Raw genomic sequence first — 13,560 nt, forward strand, 5'->3', positions numbered from 1 at the left:
GAGGAGACCGTCCGGCGGACCTTGGAGGGGTTGCGCGCGGCCGCGCCCGGCAGCCGTGTCGTCTTCACCTACGTCCGGCGGGATTTCATCGACGGCACCAACCGGTACGGCACCCGCACGCTCTATCGCAGCGTGCGCCAGCGGCGGCAGTTGTGGCGGTTCGGCCTGCTGCCCGACGAGGTCGGCGGGTTCGTCGGCGAATACGGCTGGCGGCTGCTCGAGCAGGCCGGCCCCGACGAGCTCGTTGCGCGTTACGTCGCGCCCACCGGCCGCAGACTCCCTGCCTCCCAGGTGGAGTGGTCGGCCTACGCGGAGAAGCTTTAGCGCGCTGCGCCGTGGACGGGTTCAGACCTCGATGACCGTCGGCACGATCATCGGCTGCCGGCGGTACGTCTCGCCCACCCACTTGCCGACCGTGCGGCGCACCGCCTGGGCGATGCGGCCCGGGTCGGTGATGCTGTCGGCGGCGAGCAATTCCAGCTCGGCCTCGACCCGGCGCACGGCGGGCTCCAGCGCCTTGGGGTCTTCGGAGAACCCGCGCGAATGCAGGTGCGGCGCGGCCGCGGGGCGCCCGGTGCCGCGCTGGACGACCACGGTCACCGCGATGAAACCCGATGACAGGATGAGCCGCTCGCCCAGCGTGATATCGCCGACGTCGCCGCTGATCAGCCCGTCGACGAACATCTTGCCCACCGGCACCGCCCCGGCGATCGACGCCGTGCCGGCGACCAGGTCGACGCTGACGCCGTTCTCGGCCAACAGGATCGACTCCTCCGGCACCCCGGTGCTGGCCGCCAGCTTGGCGTTGGCGCGCAGCATCCGCCAGGTACCGTGCACGGGCATGACGTTGCGCGGCCGCACGCCGTTGTAGAGGAACAGCAGCTCGCCGGCGTAGGCGTGGCCCGAGACATGCACGCGCGCTTGGGCGTTGGTGACGACGCGGGCGCCGATCTTGGCGAGCGCGTCGATCACGCCGTACACCGCCTCCTCGTTGCCGGGGATGAGCGAGGACGCCAGCACCACCAGGTCCCCCGCGGTGAGCGTGATGCTGCGATGCTCGCCGCGCGACATCCGCGACAGCGCCGACATGGGTTCGCCCTGGGTGCCGGTGGTGATCAGCACCACCCGCTCGGGCGGCATCAGCTCGGCCGCGCCGATGTCGATCACGTCGGCATCGTCGACCCGCAGGAATCCCAACTCGCGGGCGATGCCCATGTTGCGCACCATCGACCGCCCGACGAACGACACCCGCCGGCCCAACGCCACCGCCGCGTCGATGATCTGCTGGACGCGGTCCACGTTGGAGGCGAAGCACGCCACGATGACGCGGCCCTCGGCGCCGCGGATCAACCGGTGCAGCGTCGGTCCCACTTCGCTTTCCGACGGTCCCACGCCGGGGATCTCGGAGTTGGTCGAGTCGCACAGGAACAGGTCCACCCCGGCGTCGCCGAGGCGGGACATGCCGGGCAGATCGGTGGGCCGGCCGTCCAGCGGCAGCTGGTCGAGCTTGATGTCCCCGGTGTGCAGGACGGTGCCCGCGCCGGTGTGCACGGCGATCGCCAGCGCGTCCGGGATGGAGTGGTTGACGGCGAAGTACTCGCACTCGAAGACGCCGTGGGTGCTCCGCTGCCGCTCGGTGACCTCGACGAACAACGGCTTGATCCGGTGCTCGCGGCATTTGGCGGCGACCAGCGCCAGGGTGAACTTCGACCCGACGACCGGGATGTCCGGGCGCAGCTTGAGCAGGAACGGGATGCCGCCGATGTGGTCCTCGTGCGCGTGGGTCAGCACCAGCGCCTCGATGTCGTCGAGCCGGTCGGAGATATGGCGCAGGTCCGGCAGGATCAGGTCCACCCCCGGCTCGTCATGGGTGGGGAACATCACCCCGCAGTCGATGATCAACAGCCGGCCGAGGTGCTCGAAAACCGTCATGTTGCGGCCGATTTCGCTGATGCCGCCCAGCGCGGTGACCCGCAGCCCGCCAGTGGTCAAGGGACCGGGAGGGGCGAGCTCTACATCCACTTACTGGCCACCCTCTAGCTCACCGGAGCACCGATGCCGCGCGCATATCGGCGGCCAGCGCATCGATCTGCTCGGGCGTTGCGGGCATCTGCGGCAACCGGGGATCGCCGACGTCGATGCCCTGCAGGCGCAGACCCGCCTTGGACATCGTCACGCCGCCCAGCCGGCTCATCGCGTCGCAGAGCGGCGCGACGGTGACGTTGATCTTGCGCGCGGTCGCGATGTCACCGGAAGCGAAGGCCGACAACATCTCTCGAAGCTGACCGGCGGCCACGTGCGAGATCACGCTGATGAAACCGGTAGCGCCCATGGCCAGCCAGGGCAGGTTCAGCGCGTCGTCGCCCGAATAGTAGGCCAGTCCGGTCTCGGCGATGATCTGGCCGCCGCTGTGCAGGTCGGCCTTGGCGTCCTTGATTCCCACGATGTTCGGGTGGGTGGCCAGCGCACGGATGGTCTCGGTGGCGATCGGTATCACCGAGCGCGGCGGGATGTCGTACAGCAGCACGGGCAGCTCGGTGGCGTCGGCGACCGCGGTGAAGTGGGCGATCAGCCCGCTCTGCGGCGGCTTCGAGTAATACGGCGTGACCACCAGCAATCCATGGGCGCCCTCGGCGGCGCAGGCCTGGGCCAGCCGGACGCTGTGGGCGGTGTCGTAGGTGCCCGCACCGGCGATGACGCGGGCGCGATCACCCACCGCCTCCAGCACGACGCGCAGCAGCTCCCGCTTCTCGTCGTCGGTGGTGGTCGGGGACTCGCCGGTGGTTCCGGAGACCACCAGGCCGTCACAGCCGGCGTCGACCAGGTGGTTCGCCAACTGTGCCGCGGCGGCGGTGTCGAGCGAGCCGTCGGGAGCGAACGGTGTCACCATCGCGGTCAGCACGGTTCCCAACCGTGCCGGGGCGTCGAATCCGACCGTGCTCACGGTCTTTAGGTTACCTGGCGGCGGCAAGGGCTTTAGCAACGGCGCGGCGCGGCGGCAGCGCCACTCAGGCCTCGGTCGCCAGCGGGCTGGTGGCCACCTCGGTCCCGTCGGCCAGCGCCGAGATCTCGAAGTCGGCGAACACGGCCGGCGCGGCGTCGACGAGCTGGCGCAGGCACTCGATGGCCAGCCGACGGATTTCCACGTCGGCGTGCTCGCTGGCGCGCATGGCGATGAAGTGCCGCCAGGCCCGATAGTTGCCCGTCACGACGATGCGGGTCTCGGTCGCATTGGGCAGCACGGCGCGGGCGGCCTGCCGCGCCTGTTTGCGGCGCAAGACCGCGTTCGGCTGGCCCGCCGCGAGTTTCGCCTCGAGCCTGCCCAGCAGCTCGGTGTAGGCGGCCCGGCTGGCGTCGGCGGCCTCGGTCAGGATTTGCCGCAGTTGGGGGTCGTCTTCCATGCCCGGTGGCACGACGACTCGCGAATCACCCTCGGGCACGTAGCGCTGTGACAGCTGCGAGTAGGAGAAGTGCCGGTGCCGGATCAGCTCGTGCGTGAGCGATCGGGAGATGCCGGTGATGTAGAACGACACGCTCGCGTGCTCGAGCACCGAGAAATGCCCGACGTCGATGATGTGCTTGATGTAGCCGGCGTTGGTCGCGGTCCTGGGATTGGGCTTCGACCAGCTTTGATAGCAGGCTCGGCCGGCGAATTCGACCAGCGCCGGGCCGCCGTCGGCGTCGGTGGTCCACGGCACGTCCGGCGGTGCCAGGAACTCGGTCTTGGCGATCAGTTGCACGCGTAGCGGCGCGGTCTCGGCCACGGCGCTCACCTTAACGCGGTGAGGCCACGGAGAGCTCACCCGATATCAACACCGGCAGCAGCGCGTCGCGAAGCGCGGACAGCCGCTCGCTTTCGGTGCGCCGCGCGTGACACAGCGCCCCGAGGCCGGTGATCGTCTCCCGGGCCGCGGTCGGCAGGCGCCGCACGTCGGGGACCGGAACGTCCAGCAGCTCGTGCGGCGGGATCCGCTGATGGCTTCCCGACGTCCCGGCAGCCCGGCGTTGCAGTCGTTCGGAAACGTTGGGCTGCCGCAGGGCCGCCCACAGGGCCGACGCGTCGACGCCGCTCGGTGTCAGGACGACGAACTCGCTGCTGGCCAGGGCCATTTCCGGCGGCAGGCCGACCACGTTCCAGATCCGGGGGATGCGCGGGTTCAGTCTCGCGAACAACACGCACGGCCCCGACAAGAGGAACTTGCCGCTCCTGATGGACGCGGCGGGCACGACGCGGGGGCTCGCCCCGTCATCGAACGCGGCGAGGCTGTAGTGCGCGACCGTGTCGTCGAACTCGGCCACGTTGAGCAACCCCGTGAACCGGCTCGCCAGGGCGGACAACGGCACACGCTCGCCGACCGACTGCGCGATGGCCACCATCACGTCCTCGGCGGTGTCGATCACCCGCGCGTTGGCGGATATCTTGTCGTCGAGGGAGCCGAGCAGCTCGGCGATCGCCCGACGCCGCGGCGCCTCCACGCTCCGCACTGCCACGTCACGCAGCACCCGCTGGCTGAGCAGCGGTTGTCCCGATCCGCAGCGGTGATCGCCCAGCCGGCAGGTGTGCAACGCGTAGTACCAATACCGCGTCTCGCGTGGATCTTTGGCCCGGCATATCACGGCGTTCTCGGTGACCCAGACGTCGGAGTCGCAATACCGCAGGCTCCCGCACTGCGCCCCGACGCGCCCGAGGACGATCAGCGGACCGGCCGCATTGGGTTCGTTGCAATAACCGATGGCCCCGTTGGCGCCATAGACACGGAACCGTCCGCGCGGGGCGCTCCGCGGCGCGCCGCCGCCGGTGCTGAAGACCAGGTGGTCGCCCAGCGTGGCCGTCACCGCAAGCGCTCCAGTTGCCGGCGCACCACGTCTTCCAGCCGGGCGGATTCCTCGAGCGCGGCCAGCAGGTCGCCGGTCAGCCGGGTGATCTTGTTCCCGATGGGCTCGACGTCATCGGCGGCGGCGGGCACACCGACATAGCGGCCCGGTGTGAGCGGGTAGCCGGCCGCCGCGATGTCGTCGAGGCAGGCGGACCCGCAGAACCCCGGAACGTCTTGATAGGCGACGCCTTTCGCGGCGGCTGACGGTGATCCGCGCCATGCGTGATAGGTGTCGCCGATCCGGACGACCTCCTCGTGCGTCAGCGCGCGCTCGGCGCGGCTGGCCAGGTAGCCGAACCCACGGGCGTCGATGAACAGCACCTGTCCGGACCGCTCACCCTTGTCGGTGTCGAAGATCCACAGGCACACCGGAATCGACGTGCTGCGGAACAGCTGCGCGGGCAAGGCGACCATGCAGGAGACCAGGTCAGCGTCGACGATCCGCGCACGAATATCGCCCTCCCCCAGCCCATTCGACGACATCGAACCGTTGGCCATGACCACCCCGGCCCTTCCGCCGGGGGCGAGTTTGGACAGGATGTGCTGAATCCACGCGTAGTTGGCGTTGCCGGCGGGTGGGACACCGAATCGCCAGCGCGGGTCGTGTTCGTCGCGGGCCCAGTCCTTGATGTTGAAGGGCGGATTGGCCATCACGTAGTCCATGTGCACTCCGGCGTGCTGGTCCTCGAGGAGCGTGTCGCCCCAGCGGGTGCCCAGGCCGGTGTTGTCGATGCCGTGCACGGCGAGGTTCATTCGCGCCATCCGCCAGCTCTGCTCGACGCTTTCCTGCCCACAGATCGTGACGTCCGCGGGATCGCCGTCGTGCTCGGCGATGAACCGTTCGGTCTGCACGAACATCCCGCCCGAGCCGCAGCACGGGTCATAGACCCGCCCTCGTGCGGGTTCCAGCATCTCGACGATCACCCGAACCACGCTCGGCGGGGTGAAGAACTCGCCGCCCCGGCGGCCTTCCGCGCGCGCGAAATTGCCCAGGAAGTATTCGTACACCTCGCCCAGGAAGTCGCGGGCGCGGCCGGGTTCCCCGAGTCGCGCGGAGTCGAGCAGGCGCAGCAGGTCACCGAGCCGGCGCTGGTCGAGCCGTTCGCACAGCCGTGGCAGCGCCATCGCCTCCATCGCATCATCGACGAGCCGGCCAAGCCCGGGCGATTCTGCGTTGTGCCTCAACTGTTCCCACTGCGCGTCGGAGGCGTGGCGGAGATACACCAGCCCGAGGACGACGTCCTTGTACTGGCTCGCCGGCAGGGATCCGCGCAGCGTGTTGGCGGCCTTCCAGAGCGTGTCTTTGAGCTCCTTGTCCGCCGCCCCCATCAGGCGGCCGCCCGCAGGTCGGCGGCCAGGTCGCCCCGGGTCGCGACGCTGAACCCGCCCAGCCCCAGCCAGGACGCCATGGACCGCAGCTCGCCGGCCAGCGCCTCGACCACGCGCGGCCGCGGGATGTCGGGTTCACCGAACGCGCCCACGACGCGCAGCGTGTCGCCGGCCCGGTCCGCCTTGAGGTCGACGCGGGCGACCAGTTGCCCGTCCATCAGCAGGGGCCACACGTAGTAGCCGTACTGGCGCTTGTGGGCCGGGGTGTAGATCTCGATGCGGTAGTGAAACCCGAACAGCCGCTCGACCCGGGGACGGAAGAAGATCAACGGGTCGAACGGGCACAGCAGCGCGGTGCCTCGATCTCTACGCGGCACCGCAAGACCGGCGCGCAGGTAGGCCGGCGCGGGCCAGCCGGCCACCTCGACCCGCTCGATCTCCCCCGCAGCGACCAGCTCCGCGACGGCGGGTTTGACCTGCTGGGCCGACAGACGGAAGTAGTCGCGGATGTCGGCCTCGGTGGCCACGCCGAGCGCGGTGGCCCCCCGCAGCGTGAGTCCCCGGACGGCCTCGGTGTCGTCGACATCGCGGGCCAGCACGCTCGCCGGCAGCACCCGCTCCACCAGGTCGTAGTGGCGGGCGAAGCCCACCCGGGTGGCCGTGGTGAGCACGCCGGCCGCGAACAGCGCCTCGGCGACCCACTTGGTGTCGCTGCGGCTGCCCCACCAGCTTCCTTTGGGCCCGCGCGGTTCGGCCTCGAGATGAGCCTCGATCTGCCCGGCGGTGCTGGGCCCGAGTTCGGCGACGGCGGCAACGATCTTGTCGGCGAGGTGGGGGTTGGCCTTGACGATGTGGGTGCCCCAGCGGCCGTGCCGGTACTGGCGCATCCGCCAGCGCAGCAGGGGCCAGTCGTCGACGGCCATCAGCGCGGCCTCGTGCGCCCAGTACTCGGCCAGCAGCCGCGACGACCGCGGGCCCCAGGCGGCGCGGTCCAGCACGTCGCGGTCGTAGGGGCCGAGCCGGCTGAACACCGGCGCGTAGTGGGCGCGCACCGCGACCGACACCGAATCCAGTTGCAGCACTTGAATTCTCGATATCAGCCGCTTCAGGTGGGCGCGGGTGACCGGACCGGACGGCCGCGGCTCGCTAAAGCCTTGGGCCGCAACGGCGATCCGCCGGGCCTGCGCGGCCGACAGCCTGGGGGTCCGGATCGACACGGCGCCGAGAATACCGCTCGGGTCCGACAGCGGCGGGCGGCGACGCGGCTAGGCCGTGGTGACCTTTGCGTCCAGCGGCACCACGACGCTGGGTTCCGGCGCGTTCTTCTGCTCTTGGTAGGCCGACTCGAGCGCGGCCGGGACGGCCTCGAGGTCGCGGTACACGCCCATCAGCTGCTCGAGGACGTCGATCCGTTGTTTGATCGCCTCGTCCGCCGCGCGCCGGGCCTGCTCACGGTAGTGATCGGCCTCCCGCTGGGCATCGCGCCAGGACTTGTCGATCGCCGCTTCGGTTTCGGCGCGCATGCCGGCCAGTTCGGCCTCGAGTTGCTTCTTGGTTTCCTCGTAATCGCTTTCCATGGCTTTTCGTTGGGCGGCCATCTCCGCCAACTCCTCTTCATGCTTTCGCTGCGCCGCCTCGACCTCCGCCTGGGCCGCCGCGATCAGCGCGTCCGCCTCGCTGCGCGCCTCGGCATGCATCTCGGCCACCTCGTCGACCGCGCGGTTGAGCATCTTCGCCATCCGGCGCTGCATCGCGTGCGGTGCGGGTGAGGTGTCGGTGAGGACGGCGACCTCCTTGCGCAGCGCGGCCGTTTCGTCGCCGGCTTCCTTCAGCCGGGTCCGCAGGCTCTCGACGTCGTCGAGCAGCAACTGCTGCTTGGTGGTCAACATCTCGATGTGGGCGTCGACCGCGGACGGGTCGTAGCCCCTGAACATGCGATTGAACGCCTTTGCGGGTTCGGTTATCACTGCCATTTCCCCCTTCTGGCAACGTGTTGGTGACCTGGCGAGACCGACCCCCGCGTCCGAGTATGTCACGGGCGCGGGGACCAACGCTCATGCCCGACGGTAGCTGTGCAGCCGGTACCGCAGCCCCGTGCGGCTGACCTGCCACTCCCCCGCGTGACCGATCCAGCTGTCGTCGAGCACCGGTGCCAGCGCGTCGTCGTCGTCGCGCCGCAGGTCGACTTCGACCTCGGTGACCTCGCACCGGGTGGCGCGCGGCAGCGCGAGCAGATACACCTGCTCGCCGCCGATCACCCAGGTCTGTGGCTCGTCCTCGCAACCGGCGAGGGCCGCCTCGAGCGAATCGACGACCTGCGCCCCATCGGCCACGAAGTCGCTCCGGCGCGAGAGTACGACATTGCGGCGACCCGGCAGCGGCCGGACCTTCGCCGGCAGCGACTCCCAGGTGCGGCGGCCCATGACCACGGTGTGCCCGAGCGTCAGCTCCCTGAAGCGGGCCAGGTCCTCGGGCACTCGCCACGGGATGTCGCCACCGCGGCCGATGATGCCCGATGTGGACTGCGCCCACACCAGGCCGAGATCGGTCATACGGCGACGGGCGCTTTGATCGCGGGGTGCGGGTCGTAGTTCTTCACCACGACGTCGTCGTAGGTGTAGTCGAAGATCGAATCCCGGTGGGCCAGTACCAATTCCGGGTAGGGGCGCGGTTCGCGGCTGAGCTGGGTCCGCACCTGCTCGACGTGGTTGTCGTAGATGTGGCAGTCGCCGCCCGTCCAGACGAACTCGCCGACCCCCAGACCGGCCTGGGCGGCCATCATGTGGGTGAGCAGCGCGTAGCTGGCGATGTTGAACGGCACCCCGAGAAACAGGTCGGCGCTGCGCTGATACAGCTGGCAGCTCAGCCGGCCGTCGGCCACGTAGAACTGGAAGAACGCGTGGCACGGCGGCAGCGCCATCTGCGGGATCTCCCCGACGTTCCACGCCGAGACGATGATGCGCCGCGAGTTCGGGTCGGTGCGCAGCAGCTCGCACGCCGCGCTGATCTGGTCGACGTGCTCACCCGTCGGCGTCGGCCAGGACCGCCACTGCACACCGTAGATCGGACCGAGATCGCCTGTCTCACTTGCCCATTCGTCCCAGATGGTGACACCGTGCTCGTGCAGCCAGGCGACGTTGGAGTCGCCGCGCAAGAACCACAGCAACTCGTAGACAACCGACTTCAGATGCACCTTCTTGGTGGTGAGCAGCGGGAAGCCGGCCGACAGGTCGTAGCGCAACTGCTGGCCGAACAGGCTGCGGGTCCCGGTGCCGGTGCGGTCGGATTTGGCCGTGCCCCGCTCGAGCACCAGGCGCAGCAGGTCCTCGTAGGGCGTGGGAACCGGCACGCGGAAAGCTTAGCGGCGATCGCAAGCGCGGCGAAGCCGGGCGCGGCGGGTCGCCGCCATATTTCCGCGGCGATCGCAAGCGCGGCGAAGCCGGGCGCGGCGGGTCGCCGCATATTTCCCGCTTCGGGCACGCGGAGTACAACGAATGCCATGCCGAAAATCATCGACACCATCACCACCCCTGACGGCACCTGCACCGTCAGCTTGTTCACCCCCGACGGTCCGGAAGCCCAGGTCCCCTGGCCGGGCGTGGTCATGTACCCCGATGCCGGCGGGGTGCGCGACACCTTCGACCAGATGGCCACCAAGCTCGCCGGATACGGCTATACGGTGCTGCTGCCCGACGTGTACTACCGCAGCGGCGACTGGGCGCCGTTCGACATGGCCACCGTGTTCGGCGACGAGCGGGAACGCAGGCGGCTGTTCGGCATGATCGGCGGTCTCACTCCGGACAAGATGGCCAGCGACGCCGGCGCCTTCTTCGACTACCTGGCGGCCCGGGCCGAGGTGTCCGGGGAGCGCTTCGGTGTGTGCGGCTACTGCATGGGTGGGCGCACGTCGCTGGTGGTCGCGGGTCGGGTGCCCGAACGCGTCGCCGCGGCGGCGTCGTTCCACGGCGGCGGCCTGGTGACCGACACCGCAGACAGCCCGCACCTGCTGGCCGACCGGATGCGCGCCAGCGTGTACGTGGGCGGCGCCAAGGACGACGCGTCCTTCACCCGCGAGGACGCTGAGCAGCTCGAGAAAGCGCTGACGGCGGCCGGCGTGCGGCACACCATCGAGTGGTATCCGGCGGGCCACGGGTTCGCGGTTCCGGACAACGCGCCGTACGATCCCGCGGCGGCCGAGCGGCACTGGCAGGCCATGACCGAGGTGTTCGCTTCGGCGCTACCGCGCTAAGCGGCCCAGCAGCACGGGTCTCACCTAGCTCGGCGGCAGGTCCACCAATTCGGCCAGCCGGGCGCGGTGACGGTAGGCGGTGCCGAAGATGAGCTGGTCGCTCTTGGCGCGCTTGAGGTAGAGGTGCGCGGGATACTCCCACGTCATGCCGATGCCGCCGTGTAACTGGACGCACTCCTCGGCCGCGTGCACGGCGACGCCGCTGCAATAGGCCTGGGCGAGGGCCGTGGCGACGGCGGCGTCTTCGTCGTGGCGGGCGCACGTGTCGGCGGCATAGCGGGCCGCCGCCGTCGCGGCGCCGACCTCGAACCATAGGTCGGCCAGCCGGTGCTTGACCGCCTGGTAGGAACCGATCGCGCGGCCGAACTGCTTGCGCTGCTTGACGTAAGCCAGGGTGGTGTCGAAACACCACTGGGCCACCCCGAGTTGCTCCGACGCCAGCAGCGCCGCCCCGGTGCGCAGCGCCTCGGCGACCGGTCCGTCCGCCGGCCCGACGCGCGACGAGTCCACCGCCGAAAAGCTCACGTCGGCAAGGGGTCTCGTCATGTCCAACGCGAGCAGTGGGGACACCTGCACACCGGCCGCCGCGCGCGGGACGGTATGTAGCTCCAGCCCGTCCGGGCCCGCGACCGGCACCACCAGCACGTCGGCCTCGGCGGCCCCGGCGACGCTGGTGACCGAGCCGCTCAGCCCGTCGGCGGCGCCGGTCACCGCCGTCACCGGATCGCCTGGTGCTGCCGACAGCGGCACCACCAACGCGGCGGTCAGTTCGCCTTGTGCCAGGGCGGACACGGTCTCGGTGTCGCCGGCGCGCAACAGCGCGACGGTGGCCAGCACGGCGCTGGACAAGAACGGCACGGGCGCGACGGCCCGCCCGATCTCCTCCATGACGACCGCCGCCTCGCGCGCACCCGCGCCCGCTCCGCCGAGCGACTCCGGGACCAGTAGGCCGGCCACTCCCAGCTCGCCGGCAAGCGTCCGCCAAACACCCGAAAAGTCTTGCGGCTCAGGGTCGTAGGCGTGGGTCACCGATTCGGGTGGGCAGCGGTCGGCGAACAGCTGCCGGACGCTGTCCCGCAGCGCCTCCTCGGTGTCGGAGTACAGCAGGTCACTCACCGGTTCAGGTCCTTCCACGCGACGTCTTTGTCGACGCGATGTTCACCCGGCAGGCCGAGGATGCGCTCGGAGATGGTGTTGCGCAGGATCTCCGAGGTGCCGCCCTCGATCGAGTTGCCGCGGGCGCGCAGGTAGCGGTACCCGGGCTCGCGTCCGATCAGGTCGACGACCTCGGTCCTGCGCATGGTCCAGTCGTCGTACTGCAGGCCGGACTCGGCGTGCAGCTCGATGTCGAAGCCCGAAATGGCTTGCGCGAGGCGGGCAAAGGCCACCTTCATGCCCGCGCCCTCCGGTCCCGGTTGGCCGGCCTGGGCCTGCTGCCGCAGCCGCTCACCGGCCAGCCGGAGGACCTCGGCGTCGACCCAGAGCCGCATCAGCTCGTCGTGCATCGCGGGGTTGCGCAGCCCGGGCTGGTCCCGCCACGCCTTGGTGACCTTCCCGATGATCCCGCCCTCGCGTGGCGTCCCGGCGCGGGTGCCGATGGCGACGCGCTCGTTGTTCAGCGTCGTGGTCGCGACCCGCCAGCCGCCGCCGACCGGGCCGAGCCGGTTGGCGTCGGGCACGCGGGCGTCGGTGAGGAACACCTCGTTGAACTCCGCCTCGCCGGTGATCTGGCGCAGGGGTCGCACCTCGACGCCGGGCTGCGTCATGTCGCACAGGAAATACGTCAGGCCCGCGTGTTTGGGCACGGTGGGGTCGGTGCGGGCGACCAGGATGGCCATCTGCGCGTGCTGGGCCATCGAGGTCCACACCTTCTGCCCGTTGACAATCCAGTCAGAAGGGTTATCCGCGTCGCGCGCCGCGCGGGTGGCCAGCCCGGCCAGGTCCGAGCCCGCGCCGGGTTCGCTGAACAGCTGGCAGTAGACCTGCTCGCCGGTGAACAAGGGGCGCAGGAACTTTCGTTTCTGTTCGTCGGTGCCGAATGCAGCGATGGTGGGGGCCGCCATGCCCATGCCGATGAAGTTCTTGGGTGTGCCGCCCACCGGCGCGCCCGCGGCGGCCAGCTGGGCGTCGACGATTTCCTGGGCCTTGCGCGGCAGGTCGAGCCCTCCGAAACCGTGCGGCAGGTGTACCCAGGCCAGGCCCGCGTCGTACTGCGCGCCGAGGAATTCTCGCGGTTCGGTGCTGGCCGGGTCGTGTTCGTCCAGCAGCGCCTGCACCCGCGCCTTGAGGTCGACCGCCAGGTCTTCGGAGGTCATCGCTAGCCCTGCGGCCGGACCTGGAAGCCCTGCGCGGCACCGAGCAGGAGGCCGCCGTCGATGACCATGGTTTCGCCGGTGATCCAGCTCGCGGCGTCGGAAACGAGGAAGGCCACGGCGCCGGCCACATCGGCCGGCTCACCGATGCGCCCGAGCGCGATCGAGGAGGCGAGCGGGTCCTCGTGGTCCTTCCACAGCGCCTCGGCGAGCCGGGTGCGCACCACCCCGGGGGCGATGGCGTTGACACGGATGCGCGGGGAGAGTTCCAGCGCCAGCTGCTTGGTGACGTGGATCAGGGCGGCCTTGGTGGCGTTGTACATGCCCATGGCCGGCGATTGGTGCAGGCCGCCGACGGAGGCGGTGTTGACGATCGCCCCGCCATGCTCGCCCATCCACGACTTGACGACCAGCGAGGTCCACAGCAGCGGCGCCCAGAGGTTGACGTCGAAGATCTTGGTGAAGCGGGCGTGGTCCTGGTCGATGAGCGGACCGTAGGCCGGGTTGGTGCCCGCGTTGTTGACCAGGATGTCCACGCCGCCGAAACGTTCGAGCGTGAGGTCCACGCAGCGGCGGGCGGCGTCCTCGTCGACCGCGTGGGCGCCGACGCCGAGGGCGTTGCCGTCCACCTGCGCGGCGGCCTCGTCGGCGGCCTCCTGCTTGCGGGCGGTGAGCACCACGTTCGCCCCCGCGGCCGCGAGCTGCTGGGCGATGGCCAGCCCGATCCCGCGCGAGGCGCCGGTGACGATCGCCGTTCGGCCGGTCAGATCCAGTGAGGTCATCGTGGTGCGCC

13 protein-coding genes and 1 pseudogene are annotated in these 13,560 nt (G+C 70.2%); 2 read left to right on the forward strand and 12 right to left on the reverse strand.

The window, feature by feature from the left end; translation table 11 throughout:
- Positions 1 to 324 (forward strand): annotated as a pseudogene (locus A9X04_RS10660) (SAM-dependent methyltransferase); the annotation flags it as partial.
- 21 nt (positions 325 to 345) lie between these two features.
- On the opposite strand, the gene A9X04_RS10665 reads toward A9X04_RS10660, so the two are convergent.
- The 9 genes from A9X04_RS10665 to A9X04_RS10705 all read right to left on the reverse strand — a co-directional run bounded on the left by A9X04_RS10665 (position 346) and on the right by A9X04_RS10705 (position 9,555).
- A complete protein-coding gene (locus A9X04_RS10665; RefSeq protein WP_067920086.1) occupies positions 346 to 2,022 on the reverse strand; it encodes a ribonuclease J in 1,677 nt (558 codons plus the stop codon).
- 19 nt (positions 2,023 to 2,041) lie between these two features.
- Entirely contained in the window at positions 2,042 to 2,944 is a 903-nt protein-coding gene (gene dapA, locus A9X04_RS10670; protein ID WP_067920087.1) for a 4-hydroxy-tetrahydrodipicolinate synthase, read from the reverse strand.
- Positions 2,945 to 3,008: 64 nt separating this feature from the next.
- Positions 3,009 to 3,764, reverse strand: a complete 756-nt coding sequence (thyX, locus tag A9X04_RS10675) for an FAD-dependent thymidylate synthase (RefSeq protein WP_067920147.1) — start codon at positions 3,762 to 3,764, stop codon at positions 3,009 to 3,011.
- Between the two features lie 10 nt (positions 3,765 to 3,774).
- Positions 3,775 to 4,836, reverse strand: coding sequence for a restriction endonuclease subunit S (locus A9X04_RS10680; RefSeq protein ID WP_067920089.1), 1,062 nt, complete (start codon positions 4,834 to 4,836; stop codon positions 3,775 to 3,777).
- Positions 4,833 to 6,206, reverse strand: a complete 1,374-nt coding sequence (locus tag A9X04_RS10685) for a type I restriction-modification system subunit M (protein ID WP_067920091.1) — start codon at positions 6,204 to 6,206, stop codon at positions 4,833 to 4,835. The genes A9X04_RS10680 and A9X04_RS10685 overlap by 4 nt, the downstream gene beginning before the upstream one ends.
- Entirely contained in the window at positions 6,206 to 7,453 is a 1,248-nt protein-coding gene (locus A9X04_RS10690) for a winged helix-turn-helix domain-containing protein (RefSeq protein WP_197509125.1), read from the reverse strand. The genes A9X04_RS10685 and A9X04_RS10690 overlap by 1 nt, the downstream gene beginning before the upstream one ends.
- A gap of 18 nt (positions 7,454 to 7,471) precedes the next feature.
- On the reverse strand, positions 7,472 to 8,173 hold the full coding sequence (locus tag A9X04_RS10695; RefSeq protein ID WP_067920151.1) for a DivIVA domain-containing protein: 702 nt from the start codon (positions 8,171 to 8,173) through the stop codon (positions 7,472 to 7,474).
- A gap of 87 nt (positions 8,174 to 8,260) precedes the next feature.
- Positions 8,261 to 8,758 (reverse strand): dihydrofolate reductase, encoded by a 498-nt coding sequence (locus A9X04_RS10700; protein WP_067920093.1) that lies wholly within the window; start codon positions 8,756 to 8,758, stop codon positions 8,261 to 8,263.
- On the reverse strand, positions 8,755 to 9,555 hold the full coding sequence (locus A9X04_RS10705; RefSeq protein ID WP_067920095.1) for a thymidylate synthase: 801 nt from the start codon (positions 9,553 to 9,555) through the stop codon (positions 8,755 to 8,757). The genes A9X04_RS10700 and A9X04_RS10705 overlap by 4 nt, the downstream gene beginning before the upstream one ends.
- A 150-nt stretch (positions 9,556 to 9,705) precedes the next feature.
- Here A9X04_RS10705 and A9X04_RS10710 point away from each other — a divergent pair, with 150 nt between their 5' ends.
- Complete coding sequence (locus A9X04_RS10710; protein WP_067920097.1) at positions 9,706 to 10,455, forward strand: dienelactone hydrolase family protein; 750 nt, start codon at positions 9,706 to 9,708, stop codon at positions 10,453 to 10,455.
- Positions 10,456 to 10,479: 24 nt separating this feature from the next.
- Here A9X04_RS10710 and A9X04_RS10715 read toward each other — a convergent pair whose 3' ends face one another.
- Genes A9X04_RS10715 through A9X04_RS10725 form a run of 3 tightly spaced genes read right to left on the reverse strand, consistent with a single transcriptional unit; the run spans position 10,480 to position 13,549 of the window.
- Positions 10,480 to 11,571 (reverse strand): acyl-CoA dehydrogenase family protein, encoded by a 1,092-nt coding sequence (locus tag A9X04_RS10715; protein WP_067920099.1) that lies wholly within the window; start codon positions 11,569 to 11,571, stop codon positions 10,480 to 10,482.
- Positions 11,568 to 12,770: an acyl-CoA dehydrogenase family protein gene (locus tag A9X04_RS10720; protein WP_067920101.1), complete on the reverse strand. Its 1,203-nt coding sequence runs from the start codon at positions 12,768 to 12,770 to the stop codon at positions 11,568 to 11,570. The genes A9X04_RS10715 and A9X04_RS10720 overlap by 4 nt, the downstream gene beginning before the upstream one ends.
- Positions 12,771 to 12,772: 2 nt before the next feature.
- On the reverse strand, positions 12,773 to 13,549 hold the full coding sequence (locus tag A9X04_RS10725; RefSeq protein ID WP_067920103.1) for an SDR family oxidoreductase: 777 nt from the start codon (positions 13,547 to 13,549) through the stop codon (positions 12,773 to 12,775).
- Between the last annotated feature and the right edge of the window lie 11 nt (positions 13,550 to 13,560).

The sequence above is a fragment of the Mycobacterium sp. E3247 genome (assembly GCF_001667785.1).
GTDB lineage: Bacteria > Actinomycetota > Actinomycetes > Mycobacteriales > Mycobacteriaceae > Mycobacterium.

What these genes read in the sequence shown, in the direction of transcription:
- A9X04_RS10685 (WP_067920091.1), bottom strand. Translation starts at nt 6,206, where the DNA reads ATGGGGGCGGCGGACAAGGAGCTCAAAGACACGCTCTGGAAGGCCGCC.
- A9X04_RS10700 (WP_067920093.1), bottom strand. Translation starts at nt 8,758, where the DNA reads ATGACCGATCTCGGCCTGGTGTGGGCGCAGTCCACATCGGGCATCATC.
- A9X04_RS10710 (WP_067920097.1), top strand. Translation starts at nt 9,706, where the DNA reads ATGCCGAAAATCATCGACACCATCACCACCCCTGACGGCACCTGCACC.
- A9X04_RS10720 (WP_067920101.1), bottom strand. Translation starts at nt 12,770, where the DNA reads ATGACCTCCGAAGACCTGGCGGTCGACCTCAAGGCGCGGGTGCAGGCG.
- A9X04_RS10725 (WP_067920103.1), bottom strand. Translation starts at nt 13,549, where the DNA reads ATGACCTCACTGGATCTGACCGGCCGAACGGCGATCGTCACCGGCGCC.